The sequence below is a fragment of the Streptomyces sp. Ac-502 genome, assembly GCF_045222935.1.
Lineage (GTDB): Bacteria > Actinomycetota > Actinomycetes > Streptomycetales > Streptomycetaceae > Streptomyces > Streptomyces monomycini.
The window spans coordinates 16,476-39,213 of sequence record NZ_JBHFFO010000002.1; the positions used below are offsets into that span (position 1 = coordinate 16,476).

Sequence of the window (22,738 nt, forward strand, 5' to 3'; positions counted from 1 at the left end):
CAGGGTTCCCTGACGGCAATATAGCCGTCAGGGAACCCTGACGATGACTGTTCGGAGAGATTGGGCACCAACTGCCGCTGTACAGACCGAAGGCCGTCACTGGGTAGGTGGCGACCTTCGGTCTGTACGGATTGTGCGGTGTCAGTCGAGCGGGAACGTGCCGCCGGACCCGGCGCCGAACTCCTTGATCTCCAGTGACCGGAACTCACCGAAGGACCAGTCGGTGCCGGGGGCGTAGTGATCACCGAACGCAGCGTTGAGCTTGTCGACCACGCCTTCGTCATCGCCGCTCAAGAACGCGTTCGTGGGCTCGGCCATCACGTCGTCCTTGAAGTTCAGGCTGATCTGACGCCATCGCTCGTCGGGCCGGCGGCCGGTATCGATCTTCACCTTGGCGTTCACGGACAGGTGTGCCCCGCTGGTGGACATGCGCGCCGCGCGGCGGCTGCTCATGGCGTTCTGCCGTGCGGCCGGAGAGGAGAGCACCGCATCGGCGAGCTTGGCGCGGTTGCCCCTGGGCCGCTGCTCGTCAAGGTGCCGCTTGGCCGCGCCGCCGGTGAGCTTGGCGATGTGCTGCGCCTTGCGGGCGCCGATGGGCTCGCCGCGGGCCTCGGCCCGCATCCAGTCCCGCACCGTCCGGGGAGTGACACCGGCCGCGCGCGCGGCCTCGGTGACGTCGCCGTACGTCCGGACCGCGTCGGCGGCCGTACGGGGGATCGCACGCTCCTCCTGCCGGATCCAGTCCTTCACCGTCCGGGGAGTGACACCGGCCAGGCGGGCGGCCTCCTCGGCTCCGCCGACCAGGTCCACGCGCTCGCGGGTGGTGCGGGGCTCGTCGCCGATCCACGCGCGCCAGAAGACCTGACGCTGGTCCTTGATGGCCATCAGACGCTCCAGTCCTCAGGGGCGGTGAAAGCCGAAGCCTTCGGGAACCAGCGCTTGCCGGGCTTGAGGTGGGCGAAGACGTCCTCCGCCAGGGCGGCGCCCTCGGGCTTGTAGCTGCCCAGCGTCATCGGCTGCCCCGGCCCGCCGGCGGACTCCAGCTTCAGCCCGGGAACGGCCGTCTCGAAGCACGGGTCATCGACCACGTAGAAGAGGCAGTCCGTCTTGACCGCGATCGGCCACAGGCCGCAGGTCTCGCCCACGCGCGTGATGGTGCGGGTCAAGTTGGCCTGCTGCGCGGCCAGGATGGACTGCTGGACGTCGGGCCTAAAGGTCAGCGGCAGGTCCTTCGGGTCCATCTCCTCCGGCTTGACGCCGGGGGCACCGAGCAGCAGATCGGAGTTGAACAGGCCGATGCTGTGGGTGTAGACGTCCTTGACCGTCGCGGACACACACTGCTCGGTGCCGGGCGTGATGCCCTTGCGGGCCGTCGAGAGCTGGGTGTACCAGGGTTCGAGCATCCGGTAGTGGTCCGGCCACACCAGCGCTTCGTACACCTTGATGTCGGCCTTCAGGTCCTTGTCCGCGTACGCCAGCGTCGGCGTGTAGTACCAGCGCCGCTCGTCCCCGGCCGCAGGCACGCCCGGCCGCTGCTCCGGCCCGAACGGGTCGAAAGTGCGCGAGTGCTCGAACCCCGGGCGCTTGGCCAGCCACAGGCCGGGGACCTTCGGGTCGAACTCGACTTCGCCCGTGCGGTGTTCACAGTCACCGCGCCCGACGGCCAGGGAACCGCAGGGTGCCAGGTAGGAGGCGCGGGTGTCGTAGGCGAGCACGTAGCGGCGCTTGCGCTCTTCCGGGGTCGGCTGCCGGTCCCAGTTCTTGGCGACGTAGAGCTGGCGCCCCTTGGTGAGCACGGTGGCGGGCAGCTCGGCGCGCTCCAGCGGATCGGCCCGGCGGCCGTTCTTGGGACGGGTGGCCTCCAGCAGGGCGTGACCGGTGGCGGCCGCGCTGCGCCGGTAGGTGATGCCGACGGTGTCGGCGAGCTGCTGCACGCGCCGGGCGAGCAGCGCCGGGGCCGGGTCGTCGTCCAGGAAGCGGTCGCCGAACGGCGCGTGGTGCGGGACGATCACGAGCTGGGCACTGAGGGCACGGCCGGTCTCCTGCTCGCGGTAGATCCGCAGAGGAGTCCCCCACCGGGCGACGGTCCAGCCCTCGGCACGTGCGCGGGCCAGGAACGGGTGATCGGTGCGCGCGGCGAGGAAGGCGCGGCGCTCGGTGTCCGGGCCGTCCTCGGGGATCGGCAGATCCAGGGCTTCGGCCAGCGCCGCCGTGATGTAGATCTGTCCGTCCGAGGGGCGGCGGGAGGCGCTGGGGCCACTGCCGCGCTTACCGCCGTGGCCCAGGCCCAGTTCGTGCACCAGCGCGGCGAACCGGCCGCTGTGCAGCTCCTCCAGCGGCGGCAGCGGCTCCGTGGTGCCGTCCGGGAAGTGCAGGCCGTCGACATCGGCGACGGCGACGGCAGCCCGCCACGGCGTGGTCACACGCCCCGGGGCCTCGTCCTCGTCCGGTTGCTGCGGTGCGGCTGCCTCCTCCAGGAGGTCGTCGGCATCGAGCTGACCGGCCGCAGGCTCCGCCGAGGCCGGGGCGGCATCCTCGCTCGCGGCGGGTTCGGCGCGGGGAGGTTCGGCGGTGACCGGGGCCGGAGCGGGCGCGGCGGCCACCGGCTGTACCGCCTCGGGCGGCGGGGCAGGGGCCGGTACGGGTGCGGGGGGGCAGCGAGTACGGGGGCCTGGTCCGGCACAGCGGCCGGGGCGGGGGTGGTCAGCGCGGACAGGTCGAAGAGCGGGTCGGCCTGCGGGACCGGCGGCGGGGTCGGCCGGCCTGGGCCTGCGGGCTGGCCGGGGGTGTCCCCGCCGTCCGGGTCGGTCAGCGCGGTGGCAGGCATGTCCCACACCCGACGGCGGCCGCCGGGCATCTGGCGGCGCGGCTTGACTCGGCGCTGGACGCCCTTCACCGTCTCGAATTCGGTCTCGATCACGCCAGCCTGGCGCAGGGCCTCGGTGAGAACGTTCGGGGTGACGGTGAACTGCACGTCAAGTTCCGCAGCCACGCGCAGCGCAACGGTGGTGGCGGCGTCGTGGTCGATCCAGAGCCGTTCTTCCAGGCGGCCGTCCTCGGTGGCCACGGTGGTCACCACACCGAGCTGGACGCCCCCGGCGCGCAGGATGGGCTGCCCGCTATTGAGGGCTGCCGGGTCGTCGGCGGAGTTGTCGCCGACGTACCAGCCGTAGCGCAGCGCGGTCGCACGGTCGGCCGGGCACTTGCCGTCGGGGCCGGTCAGGTAGGCGCGGTGGGTGTTGAACGCGGTGCCGAGGTAGGTCAAGAGCCGTCGGTGCATCATGACGTTCTCCAGCAGGGTCTGTTCCCGGTCGCAGGCGGCCAGCAGGCCGTACCAGGCGTTGGCCCACGACAGGGATGCTTCTGACGGGGTGGCTGCGCCGACTTCGAGGAGATAGCGCAGCATCATGTGCCAGCCGCTGGCGAAATGGCCCAGGTGCTCGGCGGGGCGGTCGCCGGCGTAGGGGCGCAGACGCTGGGTGTATTCCGCAGCGAGTTTGCGCACGGTGCGGCAGTGCGCTTCGTAGTCGGCGGCGATCCACTGAATGTAACTGGCCATCAGCAGCGCGCAGTTGTGCGCGAAGGCCGGGTCGGACATCTCGACCAGACGGGCGATGTCAACTTCGGCGCGCTCCATCTGGAGCGTGAGCATCCGCTGCTGGGCCGATTCGGTCGAGGCGAGGACTTCGGCGGTCTGGATGAGGGAGCCGCGCGGGCCGCGCTGCTCGTCCAGGTCCGACTCTCCGTCGACCTGCCGCATACGCACGCGGCCTTCGCCGTTGTACTGGGTACGGGCCAGGCGGCTGGTGCGTACTGCGGCGTCCTTGACTGACTTGTCGGGCGCGGAGTCGTCGCCCATGATCAGCGTGTCCTTCATGCGGTACAGGACTTCGGTCGCTCCGAGCTGGGTGGAGCCGGTGTCACTGATCGACAGCAGGGACTCGTTGCGGTCCAGTTCCGGGGCGAAGTGGTGCAGCACGATGGTGCCGATGGCGCTCTTTGCCGACCCGGGCAGCCCGAACAGGCAGATGGAGGACGGGCACCGTCCGTACGGTGAGCGGTAGAGCAGGCCCAGCATCGGCGCCACGGCGAAGGCGGGCGCCTTGTCCATGATGGAGATGCTGGCGATGGCGGCCTCGCGGATGCGGGCGGGGTCGGTGGTGGGGGCCGGCAGTGCCATCAGGGCCAGGCGGCCGGGGAAGCGGGTGCGCAGCGGTAGGTGGCCGCTGACGGTGATCCCGCCGTCCGCGTGCACGTACATCCATCCGGCCTCGGTGCGCCGCCAGCCGGTCGCGGCGTAGACCGGTACGCGGACCGCGTCCGGCGACACGGCGCGCACGGCGGCGGCGAGCTGGGCGGTGTTGCTGCGGGTGGCCGGGCGGGTGTACACGTCCGGCCAGGGCAGGTCATGCAGCCACGAGCCGTCATCGAAGGACTTGCGGGACACCCTCATCAGGGCGGGCCGGTCCAGGCGCTTGGGGTGGATGAGCTGCAGTACGTAGCCGGTGGTGGGCGGGGTGTCGGCGACGTCGACCAGGGCCTGGTCCTCGTCGTCCTCACGGCCGGGGACGGCAGCGGGCTTGTGGGTCTTGGCGTCGCCCAGGTCGCGGGTCTCCACCCGCACGATCTGGGCGACGCAGCCCAGGACCGTGTCGAAGCTGACGTCGAACTGCGGGCTGCCGTCCTCGTTTTCGCCCACCGGCTTGCGGGTGACCTTGACGATTTCGCCGTGCCGGATGGCGTACTGATCGCGGCGGTTGGGCCGTCCGTCGTCGCCGGGGATCGGCTCGCCCTCGTACAGCCGGAGGGCGGCGGGCTCCTGCGGGGCGGCGGCCGCGGTGGGATGCGTGAGCACCTGGGCACCGCCCTCGTCGCCGGCGGCCTGCCCGGTGTCCTCCTCCGGCTCGGGCACGGGCACCAGGTCATCGAGGGCCAGGCCCGCGGCGCGGTGGTCGGCCAGGTCGGCGCCCTTGGCCTCCAGCGGCGTCTGGAGCACGGTCACCGAGGCGGCCTCGGCCAGCAGCGCGTCACGGGCGTCATGGGCCGACTTGTAGCCGGCGGTGTCCCGGTCAGCCAGGATGACGACGTGCTGCCCGGCGAGCAGGGGCGTGTGGTCCGGGTTCCAGCGGGTCGAGGCAGACCCGGCTTTGGTGGTGGCCAGCAGTCCGTACGCCTCGGCGGCCTCTACCGTCTTCTCGCCCTCGCACAGGTAGACCGTCGATCCCTTCGGCGCGGCGGCCAGCTCCGGTGTGCGGTAGAGCGGAGGGTTCTCCGGCATCCGGCGCACGGTGCCGATTCCGTCGTCCGCCGGACGTTCCCAGGAGATGCGCTTTCCGGGCTTGACGCCGTCGGCGCGGCATACCGGGCATCCGGAGCATTCCCGTCTAACCTTGGTGCCGACCAGCTCACCGTCCGCAGAGACGTAGGCGTACCGAGCAACCTCGGTGTAGCGGCCGCTGCACTCGGGCCGCTGCTTCTTCGTCGTCTTCGCGGCGGGCTTGCTCTTAGGGGCGGTCCTGGAGGTGCGACGGGCGTGCGGGATACTGATGCGCTGCCGGGTCTTCTTCTCCTCGGGCATCGGGTCGTCGTACAGGTCAGCCAGCGTCATACCGAGCGCGGACATGATGTCTGCGGGGTGACACCCGGTGTGGCAGTAGATGACCGTCTTCCGGTCGGCCGCCTTGTAGTCGACCGCCAGACTGGGCTCGCGGTCCTCGTGCGCGGGACACTGGAACTTCGCCTTGTGTGATCTTACGTACGCGGACCGTGACCCGCAGGACTCCAGTGCGGAGATAATGCGGACAAAAGAGGCCGCCGTCTCGGCAGCGGGGACGTACATGGGTATCCTCGGTGGTGTTGGGCAGACACGCACCCGACCGGTGACACGGTCGAGAGCCTTACTTGGTGGTTGGGCAGACGACGGACAGTCGTCATGGGTGTGCGGTCAGCTTTCTCTGGGTCTCCGGGTGGTGCCGGGGGCCCAGAGGTTTTTATGGGCTCATGCGGCCAGCCCCTGCTTAACGGCGTGGAGCTTGGCCTCTGCAGCTTCGATGCGCAGTTTCGACAGCTCCTTGGAGACGAGTTCGGCCAGATCGGGCCGGTCGTGCTGCAGGCGGAGGAACGCGCGGGTGAGCTCGGTGGTGGACGCGTTGAAAACGTCGCGGGCTTCATCCAGCAGGGTGTAGTCCCGCAGGGGGAGATCGGCAGTCACGCGCTTTCTGTCCGCCGGCAGCTTGCGCTTGCGTTTGGTCAGCTCTGATGCGGTGTCCTTCATGTGATCCCCATCCCTGTGACTACTGAACTTGCGTACTGACCCTAGCCCTGTACACCGGATCATGGAAGCTGGGGGGCGCGTGTTGCCAGCGCTTTTTTTGAGGGCCTGTCACGTGCTCAACGAGCGACGGTAATGGGGCGGCGCCCAACTCGGGTGATTTGTGTGTTCAATGGACCCCCGCACAGCGACAGTGCCGGGGCGGAAGAGGGGGTTGGGATGGCGGCTCGGGCAGTGGTGAAGGTGAGGGTGGCGGCCGATGGCGTCGCCTGGGTCGACGGGGCGCGGCTGGCGCCGCCGGCAGGCGGTTCGCCGGAGCAGGCGCGTGCGGCGGCGCTGCGGGTGGTGGCCGAAATGGCGGAGCCGGACGCGCCGTTGCGGGTGGAGGCATCGGAGCCTGACGGGTCGCTGTGGCGGCTGCTGGTGCACTCCGACGGGCGGGTCGAGGACGCACGGTCCGCGCGGCGGGAAGCAGAGGACCCGGCGGCGCAGGCGGTGCCGGAGGAGTACCAGGCCCGTACGCGGGTCATCACCGCGGCCTGCGAGGCGGGCCGATACGCCGTTGCGGCCCGCCTCGCCGAGGAGCTGCGCACGGAGGCCGCCAGCGAACGCGGTGCGGACCACCCCTGGGCCCTGCAGGCTGCCGAACTGCACGGGTACGTGCTGATGCTGTCCGGGGATGCGCCGGACGCGGCGGAGGCGTACGCGGATGCGGCCCGCGGCTGGGCGGAGCGCGACCGGCAGGCGTACCGGACCGCCGTGCGGCACGCGTACCGGTGCTGGCTGCAGGTGGCCGACCAGGCGACGGCTGTCTGGGTCGGCGAGCAGGTCGTAGAGGTGGCGCGGCTGGGCGGGGAGGACGCGGCGGGGATGCTGCGGATGGCCCTGGGTCGCCTGGACGACTTGCACGCGAATCTTGTGACCTGATCGCAGGCTCATCTGCGCCTTTCTCGCGGACGCGCCGAACCCCCGGCCACAGTCAGAAGTGTTGGGCAGACCTGTGGCCGGGGGCGTCCGGGGCGGGGGTGTCGGCGGGTGTGATGTTGGGCAGACACGACGGCACCCCCGCGTGGACGGCGGACCGGCACGGGCCGGTCCGCCGCGCCGGGGCCGGGCACCCGTGCCCCGTACGGGCGCCCGGCGGTCAGTGGGGGTGGCGCGGGATCGCGTCCAGTAAGTCGTCCAGGCCCGTCGTGGCCGTGCGTTCGGCGTGGCGGGCCAGGGCGGCGGCGTCGGCGTCGGTGATGGCCTGGCGCAGCGGGCGCAGCGCCCGGTAGAGGCGGTCGGTGAGGACTTCCGCGCGGTTCACCTGGTGGCGGGCGTCGGCGGGATCGCCGGCCGCGGTTGCGTCCTGGACGGCGGCGTGCAGCTCCTCCAGGAGGTGCGCCTGGGCGTTCTGCAGACGGTTCAGGTCCGCCGGGTGGTAGTCCGTGAAGTCGAGGTGGGGCGGTCTCATCTCAGAAATCGCTTTCGTCGTGCAGGGCCGGGTGAGGCAGGTCGGGCGACAGGTCGGCGATCAGGGGGTTCCATTCGCAGCCTCCGCCCATCGGGCGCAGCCAGGCGCGGTCACGCTGGCGCTCGTCTCCGCGAGGCGAGCCGATCGCCATCACCTCGCCGATGCACCCGCGCCGCGTGTCATAGGCCGGGGCACCGGTGACCAGCCAGGCCGGAGCGTGGGTGCGGTCGTCTTCCAGCGACTGCCGGCGCGGGTGGCCGGGCAGGTCGGAGAGGCCGATCAAATCCCAGTCAGGCATGAGTGATCCCAGAAGAGGCGAGTGGTCCGGTGGTGCCTCTCCAGCCTTTCGCGGTCACTGGCCGCCCGGTAGGCAGTAGCCCTGCCACAGCACCGAAATTGCACCGAAGTTCGGGCCGTGACCAGTGCGGTTGAGTGCCAGACTGGGGCCATGGCTTACCTGAACGGCGCCCCCGCCACCTTGAACGATCTGCAGGCCCTCGCCCTCGTGCCGTACGGGCATTTCACGAGTATGCGAGCCGACGACCAGCACCGAATCCGCGGCCTGTCGCTGCACCTGGAGCGCCTGCAGCGCGACTGCCGGGCAGTCTTCGACGCCGACCTGGACGTCGACCGGGTCCGCGCGTACGCCCGGCAGGTCCTGGACGAGCAGGACGGCCCGTGCGTGGTGCGGGTGACCGTCTACGATCCCGCGCTGGAGCTGGGCCACCCTGGAGCGGACGCGCACCCGAGCGTGCTGGTGACGGTGCGGTCCGCCGGCGCCATGCCTCCGCCGGCAATGGCGGTCAGCAGCGTGCCCTTCAGCCGGGACAGCGCCGAGGTCAAGCACGTCGCACTGTTCGGCCAGCTCAAAGCACGTCGGCAGGCCCAGCGGAACGGTTACGACGATGCCTTGTTCATCGAGGCGGACGGGCGGGTCTCCGAGGGCGGAACGTGGAACATCGGCTTCGTTGCCGAGGACCGGACCGTGGTCTGGCCGAAAGCTCCGGTTCTGCCCGGCGTCACAATGCGCTTGCTTCAGGACATGTATTCGCAGACGATCACAGAGCCGGTGATGGTCGGTGATTTGCCGCAGTTGCGCGCGGCCTTCGCCACCAACACCAGCATCGGCGTGCGGCCCATCTCCCGGATTGACGAGACGGAGTTCCGCGTGGATGACCCGGTGATCAGCGATCTGCAGCAGCACTACGCCGAACTCCCCGGCCAGGTGCTGTAACCGTTGTGGGGGGCGGGAGTTGTCTGAGGTGTATAGCAGCAGCAGGTCAGGGGAGGGGCTATGCCGGTTGTAACGCAATGGACAGGACGGGAGACAAGGGCGCTGCGCCTCGCCATGCGGCTGTCCCTGGTCGACTTCGGGGAGCGGCTGCAGGTCTCTGACCGGATGGTGGTCAACTGGGAGAGCGGCGGCCTGTCTGTGGTCCCCCGGCTGATCAATCAGGCGGGTCTGGACCGGCTGCTGGCGACCGCCGGCCGAGACGTGTGCGCGCGCTTCGTCGGCCTGCTCGACATCGCCCCGGCCGTACCGCATCCGGTGGTGGTCGAGGACAGCGAGCTTCCGCCCCAGCCGGTCGGCGAGTACGTACGGCACCTCCGCGACGGGAAGATGATGGCGTACATCCCGGCGGGCATCTTCTTGGCGGGCACCGAGGGCGAGCCGGAGTGGGTCGATGCCTACTGGATCGACGCGCACCCGGTCACGAATGCCGACTACGCGCGATTCTGTGCGGCGAGCGGGCACACCGTGCCCCGGCACTGGGAGGGCGGGCGGTGCGCTCGCGCGCTTTACGACCACCCGGTGGTGTGGGTGTCCCATCAGGACGCGTCCGCCTACGCGAAGTGGGCAGGCAAGACGCTGCCCACGGCGCTCCAATGGGAAAAGGCAGCCCGCGGTACCGCAGGCAGCCCTTGGCCCTGGGGCGGCCAGAAGACGCCGGCGAAGGCGAACGTCCGCGAGTCCGGCATTGAATCGACCACCCCTGTGAGTTGCTATCACAGCGGTGTCAGTCCGTTCGGTGTCTACGACCTGGTGGGCAACACGTGGGAGTGGACATCGACGCAGACCACCTCTGGCCGCTACGAGCTAAAGGGTGGTGCGTTCACGACTCCGCTTTTCCGGGGTGAGCCGTCGTCGTACAACGACGCTTCTTTGACCATGGACGATGACGACACGGGGTTCCGGTGCGTGGCGCTGGACGGGATGCCGGAGTCTCCCACGAAGTGACACCGCGTGCGCAGGGCCCGACCGGTTGCGGTCGGGCCCTGCGCTGTTGCGGTACTCCCCTCCCCCGGGCCGCCGGGTCCGGCTACCGTCGGGGTATGCCGGAAATTCGTATTGAGGTCAGCGACGAGGTCTACGAGGAGCTGCAGCGGCAGGCCGCAGGGCAGCATGTGCCCGCGGAGACGGTCGCCCAGGAGCTGCTGACGGCCGACGTCGTCCGCTCCACCTTCAACCGCGCCGCAGCCGAGTTCATCCACGAGCACGCTGCTGCGTTCGCGGAGCGCTTCGGCGGTCCCGCCGGGGCCGCTGCCTGATGCCCTTCATCCTGACGATTGACGAGGCGTGGCTGCTGGAGGTCGCGCAGACCTACCTCCCCGGAGATCCGGATGTCACGGATTTCGGGGCTCTGGCCGCCGCGGCGGCCAGGCACCGGCACGAGGTGATGGGCACGCTGGTCTACACCGAGGCCCGCCACCGCGCGGCGGCCCTGCTGCACAGCCTGGTTAGGGTGCCGGCGCTGGAGCACTCCAACGAGACCTTCGCCGTGGCGGTGGCGTACGCGTACCTGCGGGCCAGCGGGCAGGCCGTCACGGTGGACTCACAGACCGCCGTGAACCTGGCCGCGCGGGTGGACGCGGGGCTGGATGTGCGCGCCGTCGCCGAGGCCCTGCGTGCGTGGTCGGCGTCCTGAGTTTTCGGCGCCGAAAATTCAGAGCGGCAGCTTCTTGACGACCTTCCGGAAGTCTTCTGCCTGCTGGGAGTGCTCGCCGCAGTAGTACAGGACGGGCTCTTGGTGCTCCATGGCCTCCAGGAACTGGACGCTGTCATGGATGTACGGCAGGGCCCGCTTGCCGTAGAACTCCAGGGTTTGGTCCCATTTGTCGGTGTAGAACTTGCCGCGGTTGGTGACGTAGCCGTTGAACAGCACGTATTCCATTGCGGCGCAGCCGCCGGCGAACTCGAACTTGCGCTGTCCGCGCTCGATGAACGTCTGCAGGCTGGTCAGGGTGTCGTCGGCCTTGGGGTCCGGGCGGATGCAGCCGATCACGTAGTCGAGGCCCGCGAGGTAGGAGATTTCCAGGGTGTCCACAGCGCCCCGGAAGTCGACCACGATGACGTCCACCAAGCCCTTGGGGAGGGCTTCGACGGCTCGGCGGAGCCAGAAGTCGTCCGCGTCCCTGGTGGGGTCGTTGATTGCGGACGATGCCTGGGACATGGAGCGCGAGCCGAGAACGAGATGCAGGTTGGGGATCACCTGGAAGTGGTCGTCGTCGTCGGCGTGCGGGTCGTCGTCGCGCTCGGGCTGGAGGATGCGCGTCCGGGCCGGCACCAGGGCCTCGGTGAGCGGGGCCTCCCCCAGCACCACCTCGTAGATGCTGGTCCTGCGGCTGAGGTCCCGTTCGACCCGCTTGACCCGCTCGGGGTGGAATTTCTTGTTGGTCACGCCGTAGCCGAGGTAGGAAGAGGCCACCATGGTGGGGTCGCCGTCGATGAGCCAGGTGGTCTTACCGGTCCGGGCGATCTCTACGGCCAGGTTCACGGCGTCGGTGCTCTTGCCGGTGCCGCCCCCTCGTTGGCGGTGCCGAAGGCCACGGGGCCGTCCGGGTAGCGTCGCAACTCCTTGCTCCTGCGGGTCACTGCTGCACCTCGGTGACGTTGTGGATGCGGGCGGTCTCTTCTGCGGTGGGGGTATAGCCGCCTTCGGTGACGAGGCTTTGGATGTACGCCGCATCTGCCGCACCCCAGGCGATGGCAGGCAAGTCGGCCAGGTTCAACAGCCGCAGCTCGGCACAGACCAGAGCCACGGCATCGGCTACCCGAAGCAGCTCGGCGCCTTCCCAGGGGCCCTCAGAGAGCGTCACCTCGGCCTGCTCCAGCGCTTGGACGGCCAGCACGCAAGCGTCGTCGGGCGCGTGCCTGACCAGTGCTCGGGCCAGCCGCTGGGTGAGGGCGTCGTGAGGCTCTTGGTACGTACGGTTGCCCAGGACCGCTACCAGCGCGGCCCAGCGCTCCTCGCCGGTTTTCGTCGCCGAAAATTGTGCTCCGTCAGCCTTGTCGCTCGGCCCGCTGTTCTGGCCCGGGATGGCCGGATCGGTGGTCAGAGGAGCGGGGTCGGTCTGGCCCTTGCCCGCCTTCCGGGAGGCGGGAGCAGCGTCGGGCTGACCCTTGTCGGCCCTTTGCTGGGGGGCGGGAGCCAGGAGCTCTACAGCCTTCTCGGCGGTGACGCCCTTCTCCTCGATGAGGGCGTAGGCCTTGGCTACCCGGTCGGGCGTCCTGAGCTTCGTGAGCAGGGTGTATGCCGGTTCGACACCGAGCTGGCGTGTGCGGACGGCGCGGCGTACGGGGCCGTCCGGCAGGCGCTTGGCGAGCTGGATCTTCTTGGAGATCTCACCAGTGCTGAGCTTCTTGCCGCCGCGGCTGCCCAGTTCTTCGGCGATCTGCTCCAGTTTCATCTTGTCCTTACCAGGGCGGCCGTCGCGCAGCCGCAGGAACAAGACGCCCTCCTGGATCGGGTCGAGGCCCTTGCGGGACTGGTTCTCGCTCCAGAGGACTTCATCCATCTGCGTGACGAGCTTGTCGGCCGCCAGGACGACCGGCAGCGTCTTCTGCTTGAGCCGGACGGCTGCCCGGTAGCGGCGCTCTCCGGTGCCGATGACCCACTCGGCGTCCGGCGGCAGCTTGGCGTCGTCCTCGGGGAAAGCCGCGCGGAAGCGCGCCCGGCGGATGACGGTGGGGTCCTGGAGCTGGCCGAGGCGTTCGATGTTGCCGACCAGGTCATCGAAGTCGGGGTCGTCCTCCCACTCCCAGTCTTCGCGTACGTTGCGCGGGTTGGGCGCGATCTTCGCTACCTCGGCAAGGAACCGCTCCCCCTCGATGCGGTTGCGGAAGGGGGTCCGGTCGGTGTCGCCGTCGTCCTGCGGCTCTGGCGTCGCCTCCGGTTCGGCCGCTGTGGCCGCCTTCTTCTGCGACTGGCTGCCTCGCGACGAGCCGGCTCCTCGGCGAGCCATGTGCCCCTCCTCCTGGTTGTCCTGATCGGCGGTTTCCCGGCAGAACCCTAGCCCGAGGGCGGCGGCGGTCTCGCGTACGCGACGAGGCGGGGGCCGTCGGATACGGCAGGTGTCTACTCCGTCCACAGCAGGTAGAGGCCCAGCGGGGTCACCTCGGGGGGCTCGCCGGTGATCACCCACCGGTAGTAGTCGTGAGCGCTGGTGACGTTGGCGGTGACTTCGCCGTCCTGGTCGTACGGCTCGCTGACGGCGCGCAGGTCCCAGGCGAAACCGGTGGGCGCCACCTGGACGAGGCGCCGGCCGTGGAGGTTGCGGACGTCGCGGGCGGGGACGGGGGTGCGGGCGGCGGGGGAGTCCGGTGCGGGGGCGATGCGCCGGAAGATGCCGAACTGGTCGGCGCCGGCTTCGGGCTGCTCGCCGACCGGCGGCGGCTCGTATGGCAGGCGGTGTTCGACGTGCAGCCGGTCGACGGGCACGCGGCGGGTGGGCACCGGCCCGCCGGGGACGATGCGGGCGCGCCAGTAGTCCAGTTCTGTGACGACCGTGCACGTGGCGGGGTCGTCGGTGCTGTAGATGCGCAGGCCGGTGATGATGCCGGTGCCGGGGCAGGTCTCGATGGCACGGCGGCCGGGGAGGTCGGGCACGTGGGCCGCGGGCACGGGAACGGCGGGCGGAGGTACGGCCAGGTACCAGTCGCCGCCGAGGATTTGCAGGCCATCAGTCACCGGGGCAGTATCCCGTCCCGCCGGCCGCCGGGGGAGGGCGGGGCAGTCGGGCGTGGCTGGTGTCGGTCGTCGGGGGCGGTGCCCAGCCAGACCGCCGGCTGGCCGTTGTTTGGCACCGGCCCGGAGGGGGTTATGGACATGGGCGAGGCCCGGAGCCGGTTACGGCGGCTCCGGGCCTCGGGTTGGTGCGGGGTCAGCTTCCGGCGGATGTGCGCCAGGTCCAGGGGTCGGGGCTGCTGGCCGCGTTGGCGGCGGCGCAGCCCAGGCGGGCGGCGATGGCGGCGTGCGGCTTGCTGAGGTGCTTGCTGGCGGCTGCGCGGCGCAGAAGGACGGCGAGCAGGGCGGCCTGTTCGCCGCTGATGGTGTGCTCGGCGGTGCCGGCGGTCTCCAGGAGCTGGGTCAGGGGCGGGTGGTCGCAGGCGGGCAGTACGCCGCGCAGGTGCTCCCCCAGCTCGCGCAGGCGGCGGACGGGGAGGTGGTCTTCGCCGAAGAAATCACTGCCGTGGCTGACAACGATGTGCGTGCTCATGGTCCCTTCCGGGTGGTGAGGCGGTACCGATCGCTGGGCGGCCGGGTGGGTCAGCGGCTGGCCGGGGGTGGCCCAGACGTCCGCAGCGGGCCCGGACCGTGCCGTGTTCGACGGCGATGACGGTGGGCCGGGAGGCGGCGGCCGCGTCGTTGGCGGCCCGGTACAGGCGCATGTAGAACTCGTGCAACTCCCGGATGGCGAGGGCGGCGGGCCGGTCACCGGCCCGGTCGTGGGCCGCGGCGAGTTCCACGAGGGTGCCGGTGATGGCGGCCAGTGCGGAGCGCCGCTTCTGCATGTGCGTCCAGTACTCGGCGACCGTGTCGACGGTGTCGGCTGTGCTGTCGATGGCGGTCAGCCGGGCGGCGTGCCAGTGGTATTCGCGCTTGAGGTCGGGGATGTCCTGGGCCGGGGTGTCCATAGCGTCTCCTTGCCGGTGAGGGCGGCCGGGCGGCTGCCCGGCCCTTGACCGGGCCCGGTCCCGCGGGGTGCGGTGCCGGGCCCGGCCAGGGGCCGTCAGCCGCCGGCGGCGGGGCGGGCGCGCAGGCGTACCTGCACGGACAGTGCCCGGCGGGCGGCGGCGGTCTCGGGGTCGCGGTCCTGGAGGCGGTGGGCGCTGAGGTCCAGGAGTGCGGCGACGTTGAGCAGCATCGGGTACAGGCCGGTGAGGTCGGCGTCGGTGTCGCCCTGGATGACGGCCCGCGCGGTGTCGCGCAGCAGGCGGCTGCAGTCGTCCAGGTCGGCGTCGCCGGCGGTCAGCTCGCGCAGGTCACGGTGGAAGTCGGTCATGGTCCGTACCGTCACCTGGTGTGGCGGGGCAGGGCGGTGGCGGCCCGCCGGGTGAGCTGGTCGGCGGCTGCGGGGACGGTCCGGTGGAGGACGGAGGTCAGCTCGGGGACCAGGAGGGCGGCGGAGACGATGGTGATGCCCTCGCCGCGGATGCGGCCGCCGGGCACGGTCGCACCGTGTACGGCGATGACCGGGGTCACGGGCACGCCCAGTGCCGTGGAGAGGTAGCGGGCTTCGCGCTTGATGCCGGTGACGGTCGAACCGCAGACGCGGCCCCCGCAGCACAGGGTGTCGCCGTCGAGGCGGACGACGGAGCGGCGGTTGGTGAATGTCTGGCTGGCGATGTAGAAGGCGGCGGTGCCGTCGGGCAGCAGGCAGACGTGGTTGAGGTTGCTGTCGGCCTCGGTGCGGCGGTCATGCAGGAGGTACCAGCCGTGTTGCGTGAGCGGGTTGAGCAGGCAGGCGGTGATGAGTTCACCGCCTGCGTCGTCGCGCAGGCGGCGGACTTCCGGGCCGGTGCGGTAGGCGCGGTGGGCGACGGCTGCGGGCAGGCCCAGGATGAGGACGGCGGCCAGCAGGCCGGGGTTGGCCGGTGTGACGGGGATGAGCAGGGCGAGCAGGTAGCCGAGGCCGGCGGCCGCGATGACGCCGGGGATGCCGCGCCGGTGCTGGCGGCGGATCTCCTGCTGGCGCAGCGTGTGGGCGCGGTCGAAGGCGGAGTTCCCGGCGTCGAAGATGGAGTCGGGTACGGGCGGGACGGGTACGGGCAGGTGCTGCACGGCGGTGTCCTCCGTGGGGTGGTGTGTGGTCGGGTGCGGCCCGGACGGGGTGGCTGTGTTGGGCAGGCGGGCCCCGTCCGGGGATGGTGCGGCGCGGTCAGATGTGGTTGTCGGGCGGGTCGGTGGTGGCCATGACGGCCGTGTACAGCTCTTGCAGGACTTCCTGCTGCAGCTCGGTGGCGTAGATCAGGGCCTGTGTCAGGGCTTCGGCCACGGGCTGGCGCAGGGCGGAGTCGAGGGTGAGCTGGGCGGTGCGGTGGCTGCTGAGCGTCTCGGTGACGGCGGTCAGCAGGTCCTGCTGCATCTGCAGGGCGGGCACCGGCTGTCCTGCGGGCAGGGCCGCGGTGCCGAGGTAGCGCTCGCGCTGGTCCATCAGGTACCGGGCGAGCCGGGCGGGGTCGTCGGTGGCGCTGGGGTATTCGCCGCGCCGGAGGAAGTTGCGCATGGGATTCCTTGGCGAGGGCGGGTCACGGCGGACCCGCCCTCGCGGTGCGGGGTCAGGGGTGCGGGCGGGCGGGCGCGTTGAAGGTGGCGCGCGGCAGGGTCTGCTGGGCGGGGGCGCCGGCCGGGGGCTCGGTGTAGGCCCACAGCTCGATGCGCAGCAGCTTGTTGGGCAGCCGGGCGGCCAGTTCGCGTCCGCCGCCGCGTCCGGTGCGGCTGACGATGGTGCAGCGCCGCTTGTGCGTGAGGTGCACGGCGCGGACGGCGTTGATCGCCTGCTCGCGGGTCTGGGCGGGCAGGGCGAGGCGTCCGCGCACGCTGCCGTTGCCGCAGATCTCCCAGGCGATGACGAGCACGGGCTGGGCCGTGTTCAGCAGCTCCTCGATGGCGCGGGCGGCGTGCAGCTGGTTGAGCTGGGTCATCAGGCAGTCGATGCTGGCCAGGCGGTCGGCGAGGGTCATCGGGTCACCGCCCGTCCGTGGGCAGGTAGCGCTCCACCAGCGCGTACCAGACGACGGTCGAGAGCTGGTCGGCGTAGGCGGACCAGGCCGCCGCCGACTCCGACCAGCACAGCGAAGGGGCGCTCTGGGCGGCGCTGGCGGTGCTGATCTCGGCGTTGGTCAGGGCGAGTTCGCGGGTGTAGGCGGCCTCGTAGGCGAGGGTGAGCACCCGGTTTTCCCCGGCGGCGCGGGCACGGGGAAGTCCTCGCGGATGTGTGCCTGGTCGGGGCTCTGGCCGCGCTTGAGCTCGGTCAGAGCCTGCGCGAGGCCGTAGGCGTAGGCCCGCGCGGCGCGGTGCCAGATCCACGACAGTTCCAGGGCCATGCGGTGGTGCGCGTAGGCGACCTGCCGCAGGACGCTGGGCAGGTGCGTGCGGTCGTAGCCCTCGCACTGCACGGTGGCCGCCATGACCGAGCTGTCGTCGCTCATGTTCTCGGCGTCGCGTACGAGGCATTCGGCGGCGGTGGTCGCGGCGTCGGCCGCCGTACGGGCGCGCTCGGCGCCCGCCCGGAGCGCTTCCAGGCTGGTGTTCAGGCCGCCGACCCATGAGGGGGTGGCGGCGGTGATGGTGTTGGGCATCTGGGCTCCCTGGTGTTGGGCAGGGTGTGCGGTGGGGTCGGGTCCGGCCGGGGCGCTCGCTGGTGAGGCGGGCGGGTGTTCCCCGTCGGACGGTCGGTCAGCTCGTGGGGGTCTTGGTCATCGTGGAGATGGCGCCGCCGGAGTAGTCCAGCAGCGTGCCCGCATCGCGCACGGAGACGCCGTGATGGCGGACGAGCAGCTGGGCCAGCGGCACGGCCGCCGCGCGGGCGCGGTCGGCCATCTCCAGGGCCTGGCGCCGCAGCTCGCGCGCCTCGGCGATCCGCTCGTCGAGGCCGGCGTCTCCGGTGCTGGTGGTGAACTCCAGGTGCAGGGCAGCGTCCCCGCCCTGCACCTGGGCGATGGCTTTGCGCACGCGCGATTCCAGCTGAGACAGGGAGCGGTGCGCATCGCGCACCTCGGGCAGCTCGATGACCTCGGCCTGCCACATCCCGCCCGTGCTCAGGACGGCGCGGACGTGGTGGGTCGGGGCCGGGGCGCTGCTCGGGGTGGTCGTCATGGGATCAGCGGGTCCTCTCGATTACCACGCCGATGCCGCGCCAGACGTCCAGCCAGTCGGCGTCCGATCCGGCGTTGCTGACCGTAGTCTGCCGCAACTGCGCCAGTACCTGGGGCAGTTGGCTGGCGGCCCGGGCCTGCAGCGCGACGTCGTCGGGCACGGTGCTCAGCTCTACGAGCGTGCACGCGGCGTCCGAGACCAGGCCGGGGTCGACCGCCGGGGGCGGTGCGGCGTGTGGGAAGTTCATGGACAATGGAGCCCTCCTGTTGGAGCTGGGGCGCGGTCATCGTTGGGAAGCGGGGCCGCGCCCCTGTGCGTGTCCGGCCGGGCGAGTGCCCGACTCCCTCCATAGTGTTCAGTCACTAAACACTTGTCAACACCCCGAACGGGTCGTGTCGTGGGTGCTGCCGTAACGCGCCGCCGGACGGACGAACCCTTGTGCCCCGCAAAACCCAACCCCGGCCCGCCGTACGGGTGTTGACTGGAGAGATGGGGTACCGCGCTAGCGCCGTAAAACGGCCGCGGCGGACGAAAGCGCAGATGGAAGCGCTGCGCGCGGAGCTGTACGCGCTGGTGGAGGCGGCCCGGCCGTGCTCGGTCAGGCACGTGTACTACCTCGGCCTGGGGCGGCTGTGGGACAAGGACAGCGGGCGCTCCCGGAAGAACTACTCGGTGCCGGTGCGCGAACTGGGCTACATGCGCGAGCACGGGATGATGCCGTGGGAGTGGATCACCGATGGCACCCGCCTGGTACGGCAAGAAATCCTGTACGAGTCGGCGGAGGATGCCCTGGCGCGGACGGCGCAGATCTTCCGCAGGGACCTGTGGGCCTCCCAGGCCCGGCGGGTCGAGGTCTGGTGCGAGTCCGACTCGGTCTCGGGCGTCCTGCACCCGGTCACCTCGGCCTGGGGCGTCGGGCTCTACTCCTGTCGCGGCCAGAGCTCGAAAACGTTCATCCATGAAGCGGTGCGCGCCTACGAGCGCATCGGCAAGCCTCTGACCGTGCTTTATGTCGGGGATTGGGACGCGGCCGGCCGCTCAGTACCCCGCTCCATCGCGGAGCGGATGGAGCGCTACAGCGGGGGCATCGACCTGGACTTCCGGCAGCTCGCGGTCACGCCGGCCGACTGCCGCAGCGGCCTGTACACCGCCCATCAGGCGAACGCGGCCGACGTCAATTACCGGCGCTTCGCGCAGGAATGCGCGGACGAAGGACTCGACCCCCGCGAGGCGGTCGAGGTCGAGGCGCTGCACCCGGACCTCCTGCGCCAGCGCCTGGACCAGGCCATCGAAGGACTCGTCACCGACGTCCGCCAGTGGAACCTCCTGGCGCGACTGGAGGAGGCCGACCGCGAAACCCTGCGAGCGGTCCAGGAGGTGCTGGCCGGCCGGGAGCCGGGCCGGGGCGCGCAGTCGCCGACCGGCGGGGACGGAAGCCGCGGGTGACGCCTCAGTGCCAGTACCTGAACCCCGGATCGGCAAATCACCGGGGGGCCACCAGGTGACGGCGAGCTTGATCGATCTTAAGGCGGTGATCGCCGTCTTGGAAGCTGAGCGTGATCCGGGGGTCTAGGCGGGTTCCACCCAGAGATCGAAGTCGATACCGCCGATCTCTACCTTGAGCCCGACGTCGCCCCGGTACTCGCGGATCTCTCCGACGCGGGTGACAAGGGGATGGCTGGCCAGCAGCTCCATGACCAGGTCTCGAACCCCGGCACAGCTGGGGCCTGTCGTCGGTGTGATCTCTAGATCCTCGGCATCCATGCGCAGCCTCCTGACTTCCGATCGCTGCGCACCAAGGATGGCGTAAAGGGTGGTTGCCGGGGGGATGACACAGCTTCTTGGCTCGCCAGGCACCTGGTGCCGAGGTAGCGACCGGCGCCAGCGGTCAGCTCTCGTCCAGCTCGTCGGCGTCCGCGACTCCGGCCACGGCCGCGTAGTACATGTCGAGTTCGGTCTCCACGATCTCTTCCAGCAGATCGTCGTACTCCTCTTCCGTCATGACCCGATCGTGCCGCATGGCCCCGGCCGGATCGGGGAGGCGGGGCCTCCCGGTGCCCGGCTGAACGAGACGAGGTTCAGAAAAAGGCCCTTCAGAGAGGGAACTGCTGGCGCAGCCAGCCCAGTACGCGCTGCCGCTCGGTGGGCACCAGCCCGGCCAGGGCGGCGTGCACCCACCGGAGGGCGGCCAGTTCATAGGGCGGGTGCCCGGGTGACATCACCGTGTCAGCGACCGCGCGCTGGTCCGGCGTCAGCTCGTGGGCGTCATCGGCGAGCGCGGAGAGCCAGTACAGCGCGGCAGCGCGTTCGGCTGGCCGCAGAGCCTCCAGGAGGGTGTACGCGATCCGCCGCGCGGCTGCCTCGTCCATGGGACCAGTACAGCCCTGCGACGTCGCGGGTATGTCGCAGGGCTGCCGGTGCCGCGCGAAGACGGGGCGGAGCGGGCGCGGGGCACCCCCTTGCCAATCGTGCATTAGTCGCTATACAGTTTTCTTGTTGGTGAGGGCTGCTAGCTCCCACCCCTCGCGTATCAACGCGAACGGCCCCGGGCCGGTGCTCGCAACACCTGCCCAGGGCCTCAGACACCCCCCTACGTGCATAGGAGGCGGTCCTGTGACGGATCGTACCCAGGCATCTGCCGACGCCGACACCCAGCCCAAGTCCCCCGAACCCCCCTGCAACCAGTGCGGAAATGCGGGCGGGTACGCCGAAACCTCGTACCCCACGCCCGGGGTCCAGTCCAACGTCTTCATGCCCTGCCCGGCCCCGACCTGCTCCGGCCGCGGCTGATGGCCCGGGACCGGCGCCTGATCGAGAAGTGCGCCGAGGACTACCGCCAGGCGCGGGAGCAGCGCTCCCCGCAGCGGGCCGCCGACGCTGACCGGGACGCCCGCACCCACGCCAGCACCGCGGCCGGAGCGAAGGAGGGAGGTAAGGCCACCTGATTCCCAGGGCGGAAGTGCACCATCCGCGGATGGCGAGCCACTGCCCACACACGAAGCGCCCGACCGTTCTACGGTCGGGCGCTTCGCTGTTGTCAGCTCTCAGGAGCTGGCCGGGGTGCCGTACCCCTCGTGGTGGTGGTCGGCGGTGCAGGCCGCGCAGAGCGGGGCGCGGCAGATACGGCAGTCGGTGGTCGCCTCGCAGCGACAGCGCCGGCACATGCGGACCGAGGCGTACGGGCGGACGGACGACTTGCTGCCGGCGGTCGTGCTGCTGCCGTGACGAGTGGTCATGGTGTCACCTTCTCGCCTCAGCGGCGGGGAATCAGCAGGTGCTGGAGCCAGCCGGGCAGCGGGTAGAGCAGGGCCGGACCCACGGTCGCGTAGGAGCGGCCGCCGATGACGCTGCCGGACGCGACGACGTATCCGCCGGCAGCGTGCAGGGTGATCGGGGACGGGAGCGGTCCGGTGCCGCTGGGCAAGAGGACGCCGACGGGCGCGGTGAAGTATAGGTGGGTGCGGCCCGCCGCGGTGCGCACGATGCGGGTGTGCGGCACGGGCTGATCGTGTTCGGCGCACAGGTCCCGGAAGGCCTTCCCGTCGCCGATGTCGAGGACGGCGAGGCCGGAGAGCCGGTCGGTGCGTCCGGTGGCCAAGCCCACGTTGTAGCTGTCGCGCTTCCAGATGCGGCGGATGCGGTCGTGGTCGGTGGTGGCGCTCTTCTCCCAGCCGGGGCGCCCGTCGGGCTGGAGGGCCGGGACTTTGCCGCCGGGGCGGAGCGGGAAGACGGGCCAGCCCCGGGTCGCGGTGTGCAGTGCGGCGTCGAGCAGCTGCTGGTGGTGGTCGTTCACGGGTTCTCCCGGTTCGTGTCAGGCGGCTGACTTGGGGGTCAGGGCGGATTTCGGGAGGCGGCCGAAGCGCATGTGTTCCTTGGCCGCGTCGTACTTGCGGGTGCGTACGGGCACGCCGGTGCGCGGTGCTTCGACGGCGAGGCCGGGCCGGACGACGACCAGGACGTGCGCGGGGCCCGCCACGCCGGCCTGCTTGTCCATCTCGGTGAAGATCAGGTCACCGGGCTTCTCCTGGCCCGCGGGCACCGGAGTGGCGACGTTGTACATCTGCTGGGAGGTCCGTACCGACAGCTCGTATCCGGCCTGGCGCCAGCCCCAGACGATCAGGCCGGAGCAGTCGAAGGCGTCGGGGCCGGTCGCGCCCCACACATACGGCTTGCCGACCTGGTCCAGCATGGATTTCAGGGCGGTGCCGGTCGCCCCGGTGGGGGTGTCGATGACGGGGGTGCAGCCGGCGGTGTCGGCCGGGGTGACGCCGGCGGTGCTGCCGCCGATGGCCGTCACGATCTGTACGGCCTTGCGCTCGTGCTTGCCGTACGCGTCCGGGTAGCCACTGCGCTCGACGGCCTGGGCGGCGTCGTTGACGGTCATGCCCTGCCAGCCGGGCACTTTCAGCAGCATGGAGTAGAACTTTCGGGCGGCCCAAGCAGGGTTCAGTATCTGCTCGCGGGTGCCCCAGCCCTGGGAGGGGCGCATCTGGAACAGGCCGATCGAATCGCGGTCGCCGTGGTCGAGGTTGCGCAGGCCGGATTCCTGCAGTGCGGCGGTGATGGCGACGATCTGGCCGCGGACGGGGATCTGCATCTGCTGACCGGCCGCGATGATCGCCTGGGCGTTCTTGATCTGCTCGGCGGACAGTCCGGTCGAGCCGTCGCCGTCGCCGACGGCCACCCCGTCCACCGGGCAGCTGACGCCGGTCATCGCGGTGGCCGTCGGGGTCATGGCCAGGCTGCCCAGGGACAGGACGGCGGCGCAGCCGAGGGCGGCGAGGGCCGCCGCCGAGACGGCCAGCCGGCGTCCGACCGGCGAGGCCGCCGCCCCCACAGCGATGCTCATCTACCCCACCGCCTGCGCGCCGGGCTGGATGTCGCGGACCCACCAGCGCGCCCCGTCCCACA

General features: G+C 70.9%; 32 protein-coding genes. 8 read left to right on the forward strand and 24 right to left on the reverse strand.

From position 1 onward, the window contains the following. Positions 1–141: 141 nt before the first annotated feature. The 4 genes from ACEXOX_RS44090 to ACEXOX_RS44105 form a co-directional block, all read right to left on the reverse strand. Complete coding sequence (locus ACEXOX_RS44090) at positions 142–885, reverse strand: hypothetical protein (protein WP_406526738.1); 744 nt, start codon at positions 883–885, stop codon at positions 142–144. After that, positions 885–2,423 (reverse strand): hypothetical protein, encoded by a 1,539-nt coding sequence (locus ACEXOX_RS44095; protein WP_406526739.1) that lies wholly within the window; start codon positions 2,421–2,423, stop codon positions 885–887. The genes ACEXOX_RS44090 and ACEXOX_RS44095 overlap by 1 nt, the downstream gene beginning before the upstream one ends. Next, a complete protein-coding gene (locus ACEXOX_RS44100) occupies positions 2,420–5,839 on the reverse strand; it encodes a hypothetical protein (protein ID WP_406526740.1) in 3,420 nt (1,139 codons plus the stop codon). Before ACEXOX_RS44100 ends, ACEXOX_RS44095 begins: the two co-directional genes overlap by 4 nt. 159 nt (positions 5,840–5,998) lie before the next feature. After that, positions 5,999–6,274, reverse strand: coding sequence for a hypothetical protein (locus ACEXOX_RS44105; protein ID WP_406526741.1), 276 nt, complete (start codon positions 6,272–6,274; stop codon positions 5,999–6,001). Between the two features lie 246 nt (positions 6,275–6,520). Between ACEXOX_RS44105 and ACEXOX_RS44110 the strand changes: the two genes are divergently transcribed. Next, positions 6,521–7,198: a hypothetical protein gene (locus ACEXOX_RS44110; protein ID WP_406526742.1), complete on the forward strand. Its 678-nt coding sequence runs from the start codon at positions 6,521–6,523 to the stop codon at positions 7,196–7,198. A gap of 217 nt (positions 7,199–7,415) precedes the next feature. Here ACEXOX_RS44110 and ACEXOX_RS44115 read toward each other — a convergent pair whose 3' ends face one another. Continuing rightward, positions 7,416–7,727, reverse strand: a complete 312-nt coding sequence (locus ACEXOX_RS44115) for a hypothetical protein (RefSeq protein WP_406526743.1) — start codon at positions 7,725–7,727, stop codon at positions 7,416–7,418. 1 nt (position 7,728) lies between these two features. Next, positions 7,729–8,025 carry a hypothetical protein gene (locus ACEXOX_RS44120; RefSeq protein ID WP_406526744.1) on the reverse strand — a complete coding sequence of 99 codons (297 nt, stop codon included), beginning with the start codon at positions 8,023–8,025 and terminating at the stop codon, positions 7,729–7,731. A gap of 117 nt (positions 8,026–8,142) precedes the next feature. Here ACEXOX_RS44120 and ACEXOX_RS44125 point away from each other — a divergent pair, with 117 nt between their 5' ends. The 4 genes from ACEXOX_RS44125 to ACEXOX_RS44140 all read left to right on the forward strand — a co-directional run bounded on the left by ACEXOX_RS44125 (position 8,143) and on the right by ACEXOX_RS44140 (position 10,654). After that, complete coding sequence (locus tag ACEXOX_RS44125; RefSeq protein ID WP_406526745.1) at positions 8,143–8,961, forward strand: aminotransferase class IV family protein; 819 nt, start codon at positions 8,143–8,145, stop codon at positions 8,959–8,961. A gap of 60 nt (positions 8,962–9,021) precedes the next feature. Continuing rightward, entirely contained in the window at positions 9,022–9,966 is a 945-nt protein-coding gene (locus tag ACEXOX_RS44130) for an SUMF1/EgtB/PvdO family nonheme iron enzyme (RefSeq protein ID WP_406526746.1), read from the forward strand. 95 nt (positions 9,967–10,061) lie between these two features. After that, positions 10,062–10,277, forward strand: coding sequence for a hypothetical protein (locus ACEXOX_RS44135; protein WP_406526747.1), 216 nt, complete (start codon positions 10,062–10,064; stop codon positions 10,275–10,277). Beyond that, entirely contained in the window at positions 10,277–10,654 is a 378-nt protein-coding gene (locus ACEXOX_RS44140; RefSeq protein WP_406526748.1) for a fic family toxin-antitoxin system, toxin component, read from the forward strand. The genes ACEXOX_RS44135 and ACEXOX_RS44140 overlap by 1 nt, the downstream gene beginning before the upstream one ends. Positions 10,655–10,672: 18 nt before the next feature. On the opposite strand, the gene ACEXOX_RS44145 is transcribed toward ACEXOX_RS44140, so the two are convergent. The 13 genes from ACEXOX_RS44145 to ACEXOX_RS44205 form a co-directional block, all read right to left on the reverse strand. Next, entirely contained in the window at positions 10,673–11,503 is an 831-nt protein-coding gene (locus ACEXOX_RS44145) for a ParA family protein (protein ID WP_406526749.1), read from the reverse strand. A 94-nt stretch (positions 11,504–11,597) separates the two neighbouring features. Continuing rightward, a complete protein-coding gene (locus tag ACEXOX_RS44150; protein WP_406526750.1) occupies positions 11,598–12,971 on the reverse strand; it encodes a ParB/RepB/Spo0J family partition protein in 1,374 nt (457 codons plus the stop codon). 113 nt (positions 12,972–13,084) lie between these two features. Continuing rightward, positions 13,085–13,696, reverse strand: a complete 612-nt coding sequence (locus ACEXOX_RS44155; protein ID WP_406526751.1) for a hypothetical protein — start codon at positions 13,694–13,696, stop codon at positions 13,085–13,087. A gap of 193 nt (positions 13,697–13,889) precedes the next feature. Further along, a complete protein-coding gene (locus ACEXOX_RS44160) occupies positions 13,890–14,225 on the reverse strand; it encodes a hypothetical protein (RefSeq protein WP_406526752.1) in 336 nt (111 codons plus the stop codon). Next, positions 14,191–14,643 (reverse strand): hypothetical protein, encoded by a 453-nt coding sequence (locus ACEXOX_RS44165; RefSeq protein WP_406526753.1) that lies wholly within the window; start codon positions 14,641–14,643, stop codon positions 14,191–14,193. Before ACEXOX_RS44165 ends, ACEXOX_RS44160 begins: the two co-directional genes overlap by 35 nt. Positions 14,644–14,738: 95 nt before the next feature. After that, positions 14,739–15,011: a hypothetical protein gene (locus ACEXOX_RS44170; protein WP_406526754.1), complete on the reverse strand. Its 273-nt coding sequence runs from the start codon at positions 15,009–15,011 to the stop codon at positions 14,739–14,741. A gap of 11 nt (positions 15,012–15,022) precedes the next feature. Continuing rightward, positions 15,023–15,790, reverse strand: coding sequence for a hypothetical protein (locus ACEXOX_RS44175; RefSeq protein WP_406526755.1), 768 nt, complete (start codon positions 15,788–15,790; stop codon positions 15,023–15,025). 97 nt (positions 15,791–15,887) lie between these two features. Further along, complete coding sequence (locus ACEXOX_RS44180) at positions 15,888–16,235, reverse strand: hypothetical protein (protein ID WP_406526756.1); 348 nt, start codon at positions 16,233–16,235, stop codon at positions 15,888–15,890. Between the two features lie 52 nt (positions 16,236–16,287). Beyond that, on the reverse strand, positions 16,288–16,692 hold the full coding sequence (locus ACEXOX_RS44185; RefSeq protein ID WP_406526757.1) for a hypothetical protein: 405 nt from the start codon (positions 16,690–16,692) through the stop codon (positions 16,288–16,290). 4 nt (positions 16,693–16,696) lie between these two features. Then, on the reverse strand, positions 16,697–16,900 hold the full coding sequence (locus ACEXOX_RS44190; protein WP_406526758.1) for a hypothetical protein: 204 nt from the start codon (positions 16,898–16,900) through the stop codon (positions 16,697–16,699). After that, on the reverse strand, positions 16,852–17,310 hold the full coding sequence (locus ACEXOX_RS44195) for a hypothetical protein (protein WP_406526759.1): 459 nt from the start codon (positions 17,308–17,310) through the stop codon (positions 16,852–16,854). Before ACEXOX_RS44195 ends, ACEXOX_RS44190 begins: the two co-directional genes overlap by 49 nt. A gap of 97 nt (positions 17,311–17,407) precedes the next feature. Next, positions 17,408–17,827, reverse strand: a complete 420-nt coding sequence (locus tag ACEXOX_RS44200) for a hypothetical protein (protein WP_406526760.1) — start codon at positions 17,825–17,827, stop codon at positions 17,408–17,410. A gap of 4 nt (positions 17,828–17,831) precedes the next feature. Next, positions 17,832–18,074, reverse strand: a complete 243-nt coding sequence (locus tag ACEXOX_RS44205; RefSeq protein WP_406526761.1) for a hypothetical protein — start codon at positions 18,072–18,074, stop codon at positions 17,832–17,834. A gap of 293 nt (positions 18,075–18,367) precedes the next feature. Here ACEXOX_RS44205 and ACEXOX_RS44210 point away from each other — a divergent pair, with 293 nt between their 5' ends. After that, positions 18,368–19,273, forward strand: a complete 906-nt coding sequence (locus tag ACEXOX_RS44210; protein ID WP_406526762.1) for a hypothetical protein — start codon at positions 18,368–18,370, stop codon at positions 19,271–19,273. A 123-nt stretch (positions 19,274–19,396) separates the two neighbouring features. Here ACEXOX_RS44210 and ACEXOX_RS44215 read toward each other — a convergent pair whose 3' ends face one another. Next, entirely contained in the window at positions 19,397–19,591 is a 195-nt protein-coding gene (locus tag ACEXOX_RS44215) for a hypothetical protein (protein WP_406526763.1), read from the reverse strand. 329 nt (positions 19,592–19,920) lie between these two features. Next, on the reverse strand, positions 19,921–20,196 hold the full coding sequence (locus tag ACEXOX_RS44220) for a hypothetical protein (RefSeq protein WP_406526764.1): 276 nt from the start codon (positions 20,194–20,196) through the stop codon (positions 19,921–19,923). A 244-nt stretch (positions 20,197–20,440) separates the two neighbouring features. Between ACEXOX_RS44220 and ACEXOX_RS44225 the strand changes: the two genes are divergently transcribed. Beyond that, positions 20,441–20,617 carry a hypothetical protein gene (locus ACEXOX_RS44225; RefSeq protein ID WP_406526765.1) on the forward strand — a complete coding sequence of 59 codons (177 nt, stop codon included), beginning with the start codon at positions 20,441–20,443 and terminating at the stop codon, positions 20,615–20,617. After that, on the forward strand, positions 20,617–20,772 hold the full coding sequence (locus ACEXOX_RS44230; RefSeq protein ID WP_406526766.1) for a hypothetical protein: 156 nt from the start codon (positions 20,617–20,619) through the stop codon (positions 20,770–20,772). Before ACEXOX_RS44225 ends, ACEXOX_RS44230 begins: the two co-directional genes overlap by 1 nt. A 99-nt stretch (positions 20,773–20,871) precedes the next feature. Here the strand turns inward: ACEXOX_RS44230 and ACEXOX_RS44235 are convergent, their stop codons facing one another. The 3 genes from ACEXOX_RS44235 to ACEXOX_RS44245 are packed head-to-tail and all read right to left on the reverse strand — an operon-like array spanning position 20,872 to position 22,676. Continuing rightward, positions 20,872–21,063: a hypothetical protein gene (locus tag ACEXOX_RS44235; RefSeq protein WP_406526767.1), complete on the reverse strand. Its 192-nt coding sequence runs from the start codon at positions 21,061–21,063 to the stop codon at positions 20,872–20,874. 17 nt (positions 21,064–21,080) lie between these two features. After that, the gene (locus tag ACEXOX_RS44240; RefSeq protein ID WP_406526768.1) at positions 21,081–21,620 is read right to left on the reverse strand and encodes a bifunctional DNA primase/polymerase; all 540 of its coding nucleotides are present in this window, start codon (positions 21,618–21,620) and stop codon (positions 21,081–21,083) included. A gap of 18 nt (positions 21,621–21,638) precedes the next feature. Further along, a complete protein-coding gene (locus tag ACEXOX_RS44245; protein ID WP_406526769.1) occupies positions 21,639–22,676 on the reverse strand; it encodes a C40 family peptidase in 1,038 nt (345 codons plus the stop codon). Positions 22,677–22,738 lie beyond the last annotated feature (62 nt).

Coding starts and splice junctions, on each gene's coding strand:
- ACEXOX_RS44090 (WP_406526738.1), bottom strand. CDS start 885: ATGGCCATCAAGGACCAGCGTCAGGTCTTCTGGCGCGCGTGGATCGGC.
- ACEXOX_RS44100 (WP_406526740.1), bottom strand. CDS start 5,839: ATGTACGTCCCCGCTGCCGAGACGGCGGCCTCTTTTGTCCGCATTATC.
- ACEXOX_RS44105 (WP_406526741.1), bottom strand. CDS start 6,274: ATGAAGGACACCGCATCAGAGCTGACCAAACGCAAGCGCAAGCTGCCG.
- ACEXOX_RS44115 (WP_406526743.1), bottom strand. CDS start 7,727: ATGAGACCGCCCCACCTCGACTTCACGGACTACCACCCGGCGGACCTG.
- ACEXOX_RS44120 (WP_406526744.1), bottom strand. CDS start 8,025: ATGCCTGACTGGGATTTGATCGGCCTCTCCGACCTGCCCGGCCACCCG.
- ACEXOX_RS44130 (WP_406526746.1), top strand. CDS start 9,022: ATGCCGGTTGTAACGCAATGGACAGGACGGGAGACAAGGGCGCTGCGC.
- ACEXOX_RS44135 (WP_406526747.1), top strand. CDS start 10,062: ATGCCGGAAATTCGTATTGAGGTCAGCGACGAGGTCTACGAGGAGCTG.
- ACEXOX_RS44140 (WP_406526748.1), top strand. CDS start 10,277: ATGCCCTTCATCCTGACGATTGACGAGGCGTGGCTGCTGGAGGTCGCG.
- ACEXOX_RS44150 (WP_406526750.1), bottom strand. CDS start 12,971: ATGGCTCGCCGAGGAGCCGGCTCGTCGCGAGGCAGCCAGTCGCAGAAG.
- ACEXOX_RS44160 (WP_406526752.1), bottom strand. CDS start 14,225: ATGAGCACGCACATCGTTGTCAGCCACGGCAGTGATTTCTTCGGCGAA.
- ACEXOX_RS44165 (WP_406526753.1), bottom strand. CDS start 14,643: ATGGACACCCCGGCCCAGGACATCCCCGACCTCAAGCGCGAATACCAC.
- ACEXOX_RS44170 (WP_406526754.1), bottom strand. CDS start 15,011: ATGACCGACTTCCACCGTGACCTGCGCGAGCTGACCGCCGGCGACGCC.
- ACEXOX_RS44180 (WP_406526756.1), bottom strand. CDS start 16,235: ATGCGCAACTTCCTCCGGCGCGGCGAATACCCCAGCGCCACCGACGAC.
- ACEXOX_RS44185 (WP_406526757.1), bottom strand. CDS start 16,692: ATGACCCTCGCCGACCGCCTGGCCAGCATCGACTGCCTGATGACCCAG.
- ACEXOX_RS44195 (WP_406526759.1), bottom strand. CDS start 17,310: ATGCCCAACACCATCACCGCCGCCACCCCCTCATGGGTCGGCGGCCTG.
- ACEXOX_RS44200 (WP_406526760.1), bottom strand. CDS start 17,827: ATGACGACCACCCCGAGCAGCGCCCCGGCCCCGACCCACCACGTCCGC.
- ACEXOX_RS44205 (WP_406526761.1), bottom strand. CDS start 18,074: ATGAACTTCCCACACGCCGCACCGCCCCCGGCGGTCGACCCCGGCCTG.
- ACEXOX_RS44210 (WP_406526762.1), top strand. CDS start 18,368: ATGGAAGCGCTGCGCGCGGAGCTGTACGCGCTGGTGGAGGCGGCCCGG.
- ACEXOX_RS44215 (WP_406526763.1), bottom strand. CDS start 19,591: ATGGATGCCGAGGATCTAGAGATCACACCGACGACAGGCCCCAGCTGT.
- ACEXOX_RS44220 (WP_406526764.1), bottom strand. CDS start 20,196: ATGGACGAGGCAGCCGCGCGGCGGATCGCGTACACCCTCCTGGAGGCT.
- ACEXOX_RS44230 (WP_406526766.1), top strand. CDS start 20,617: ATGGCCCGGGACCGGCGCCTGATCGAGAAGTGCGCCGAGGACTACCGC.
- ACEXOX_RS44235 (WP_406526767.1), bottom strand. CDS start 21,063: ATGACCACTCGTCACGGCAGCAGCACGACCGCCGGCAGCAAGTCGTCC.
- ACEXOX_RS44245 (WP_406526769.1), bottom strand. CDS start 22,676: ATGAGCATCGCTGTGGGGGCGGCGGCCTCGCCGGTCGGACGCCGGCTG.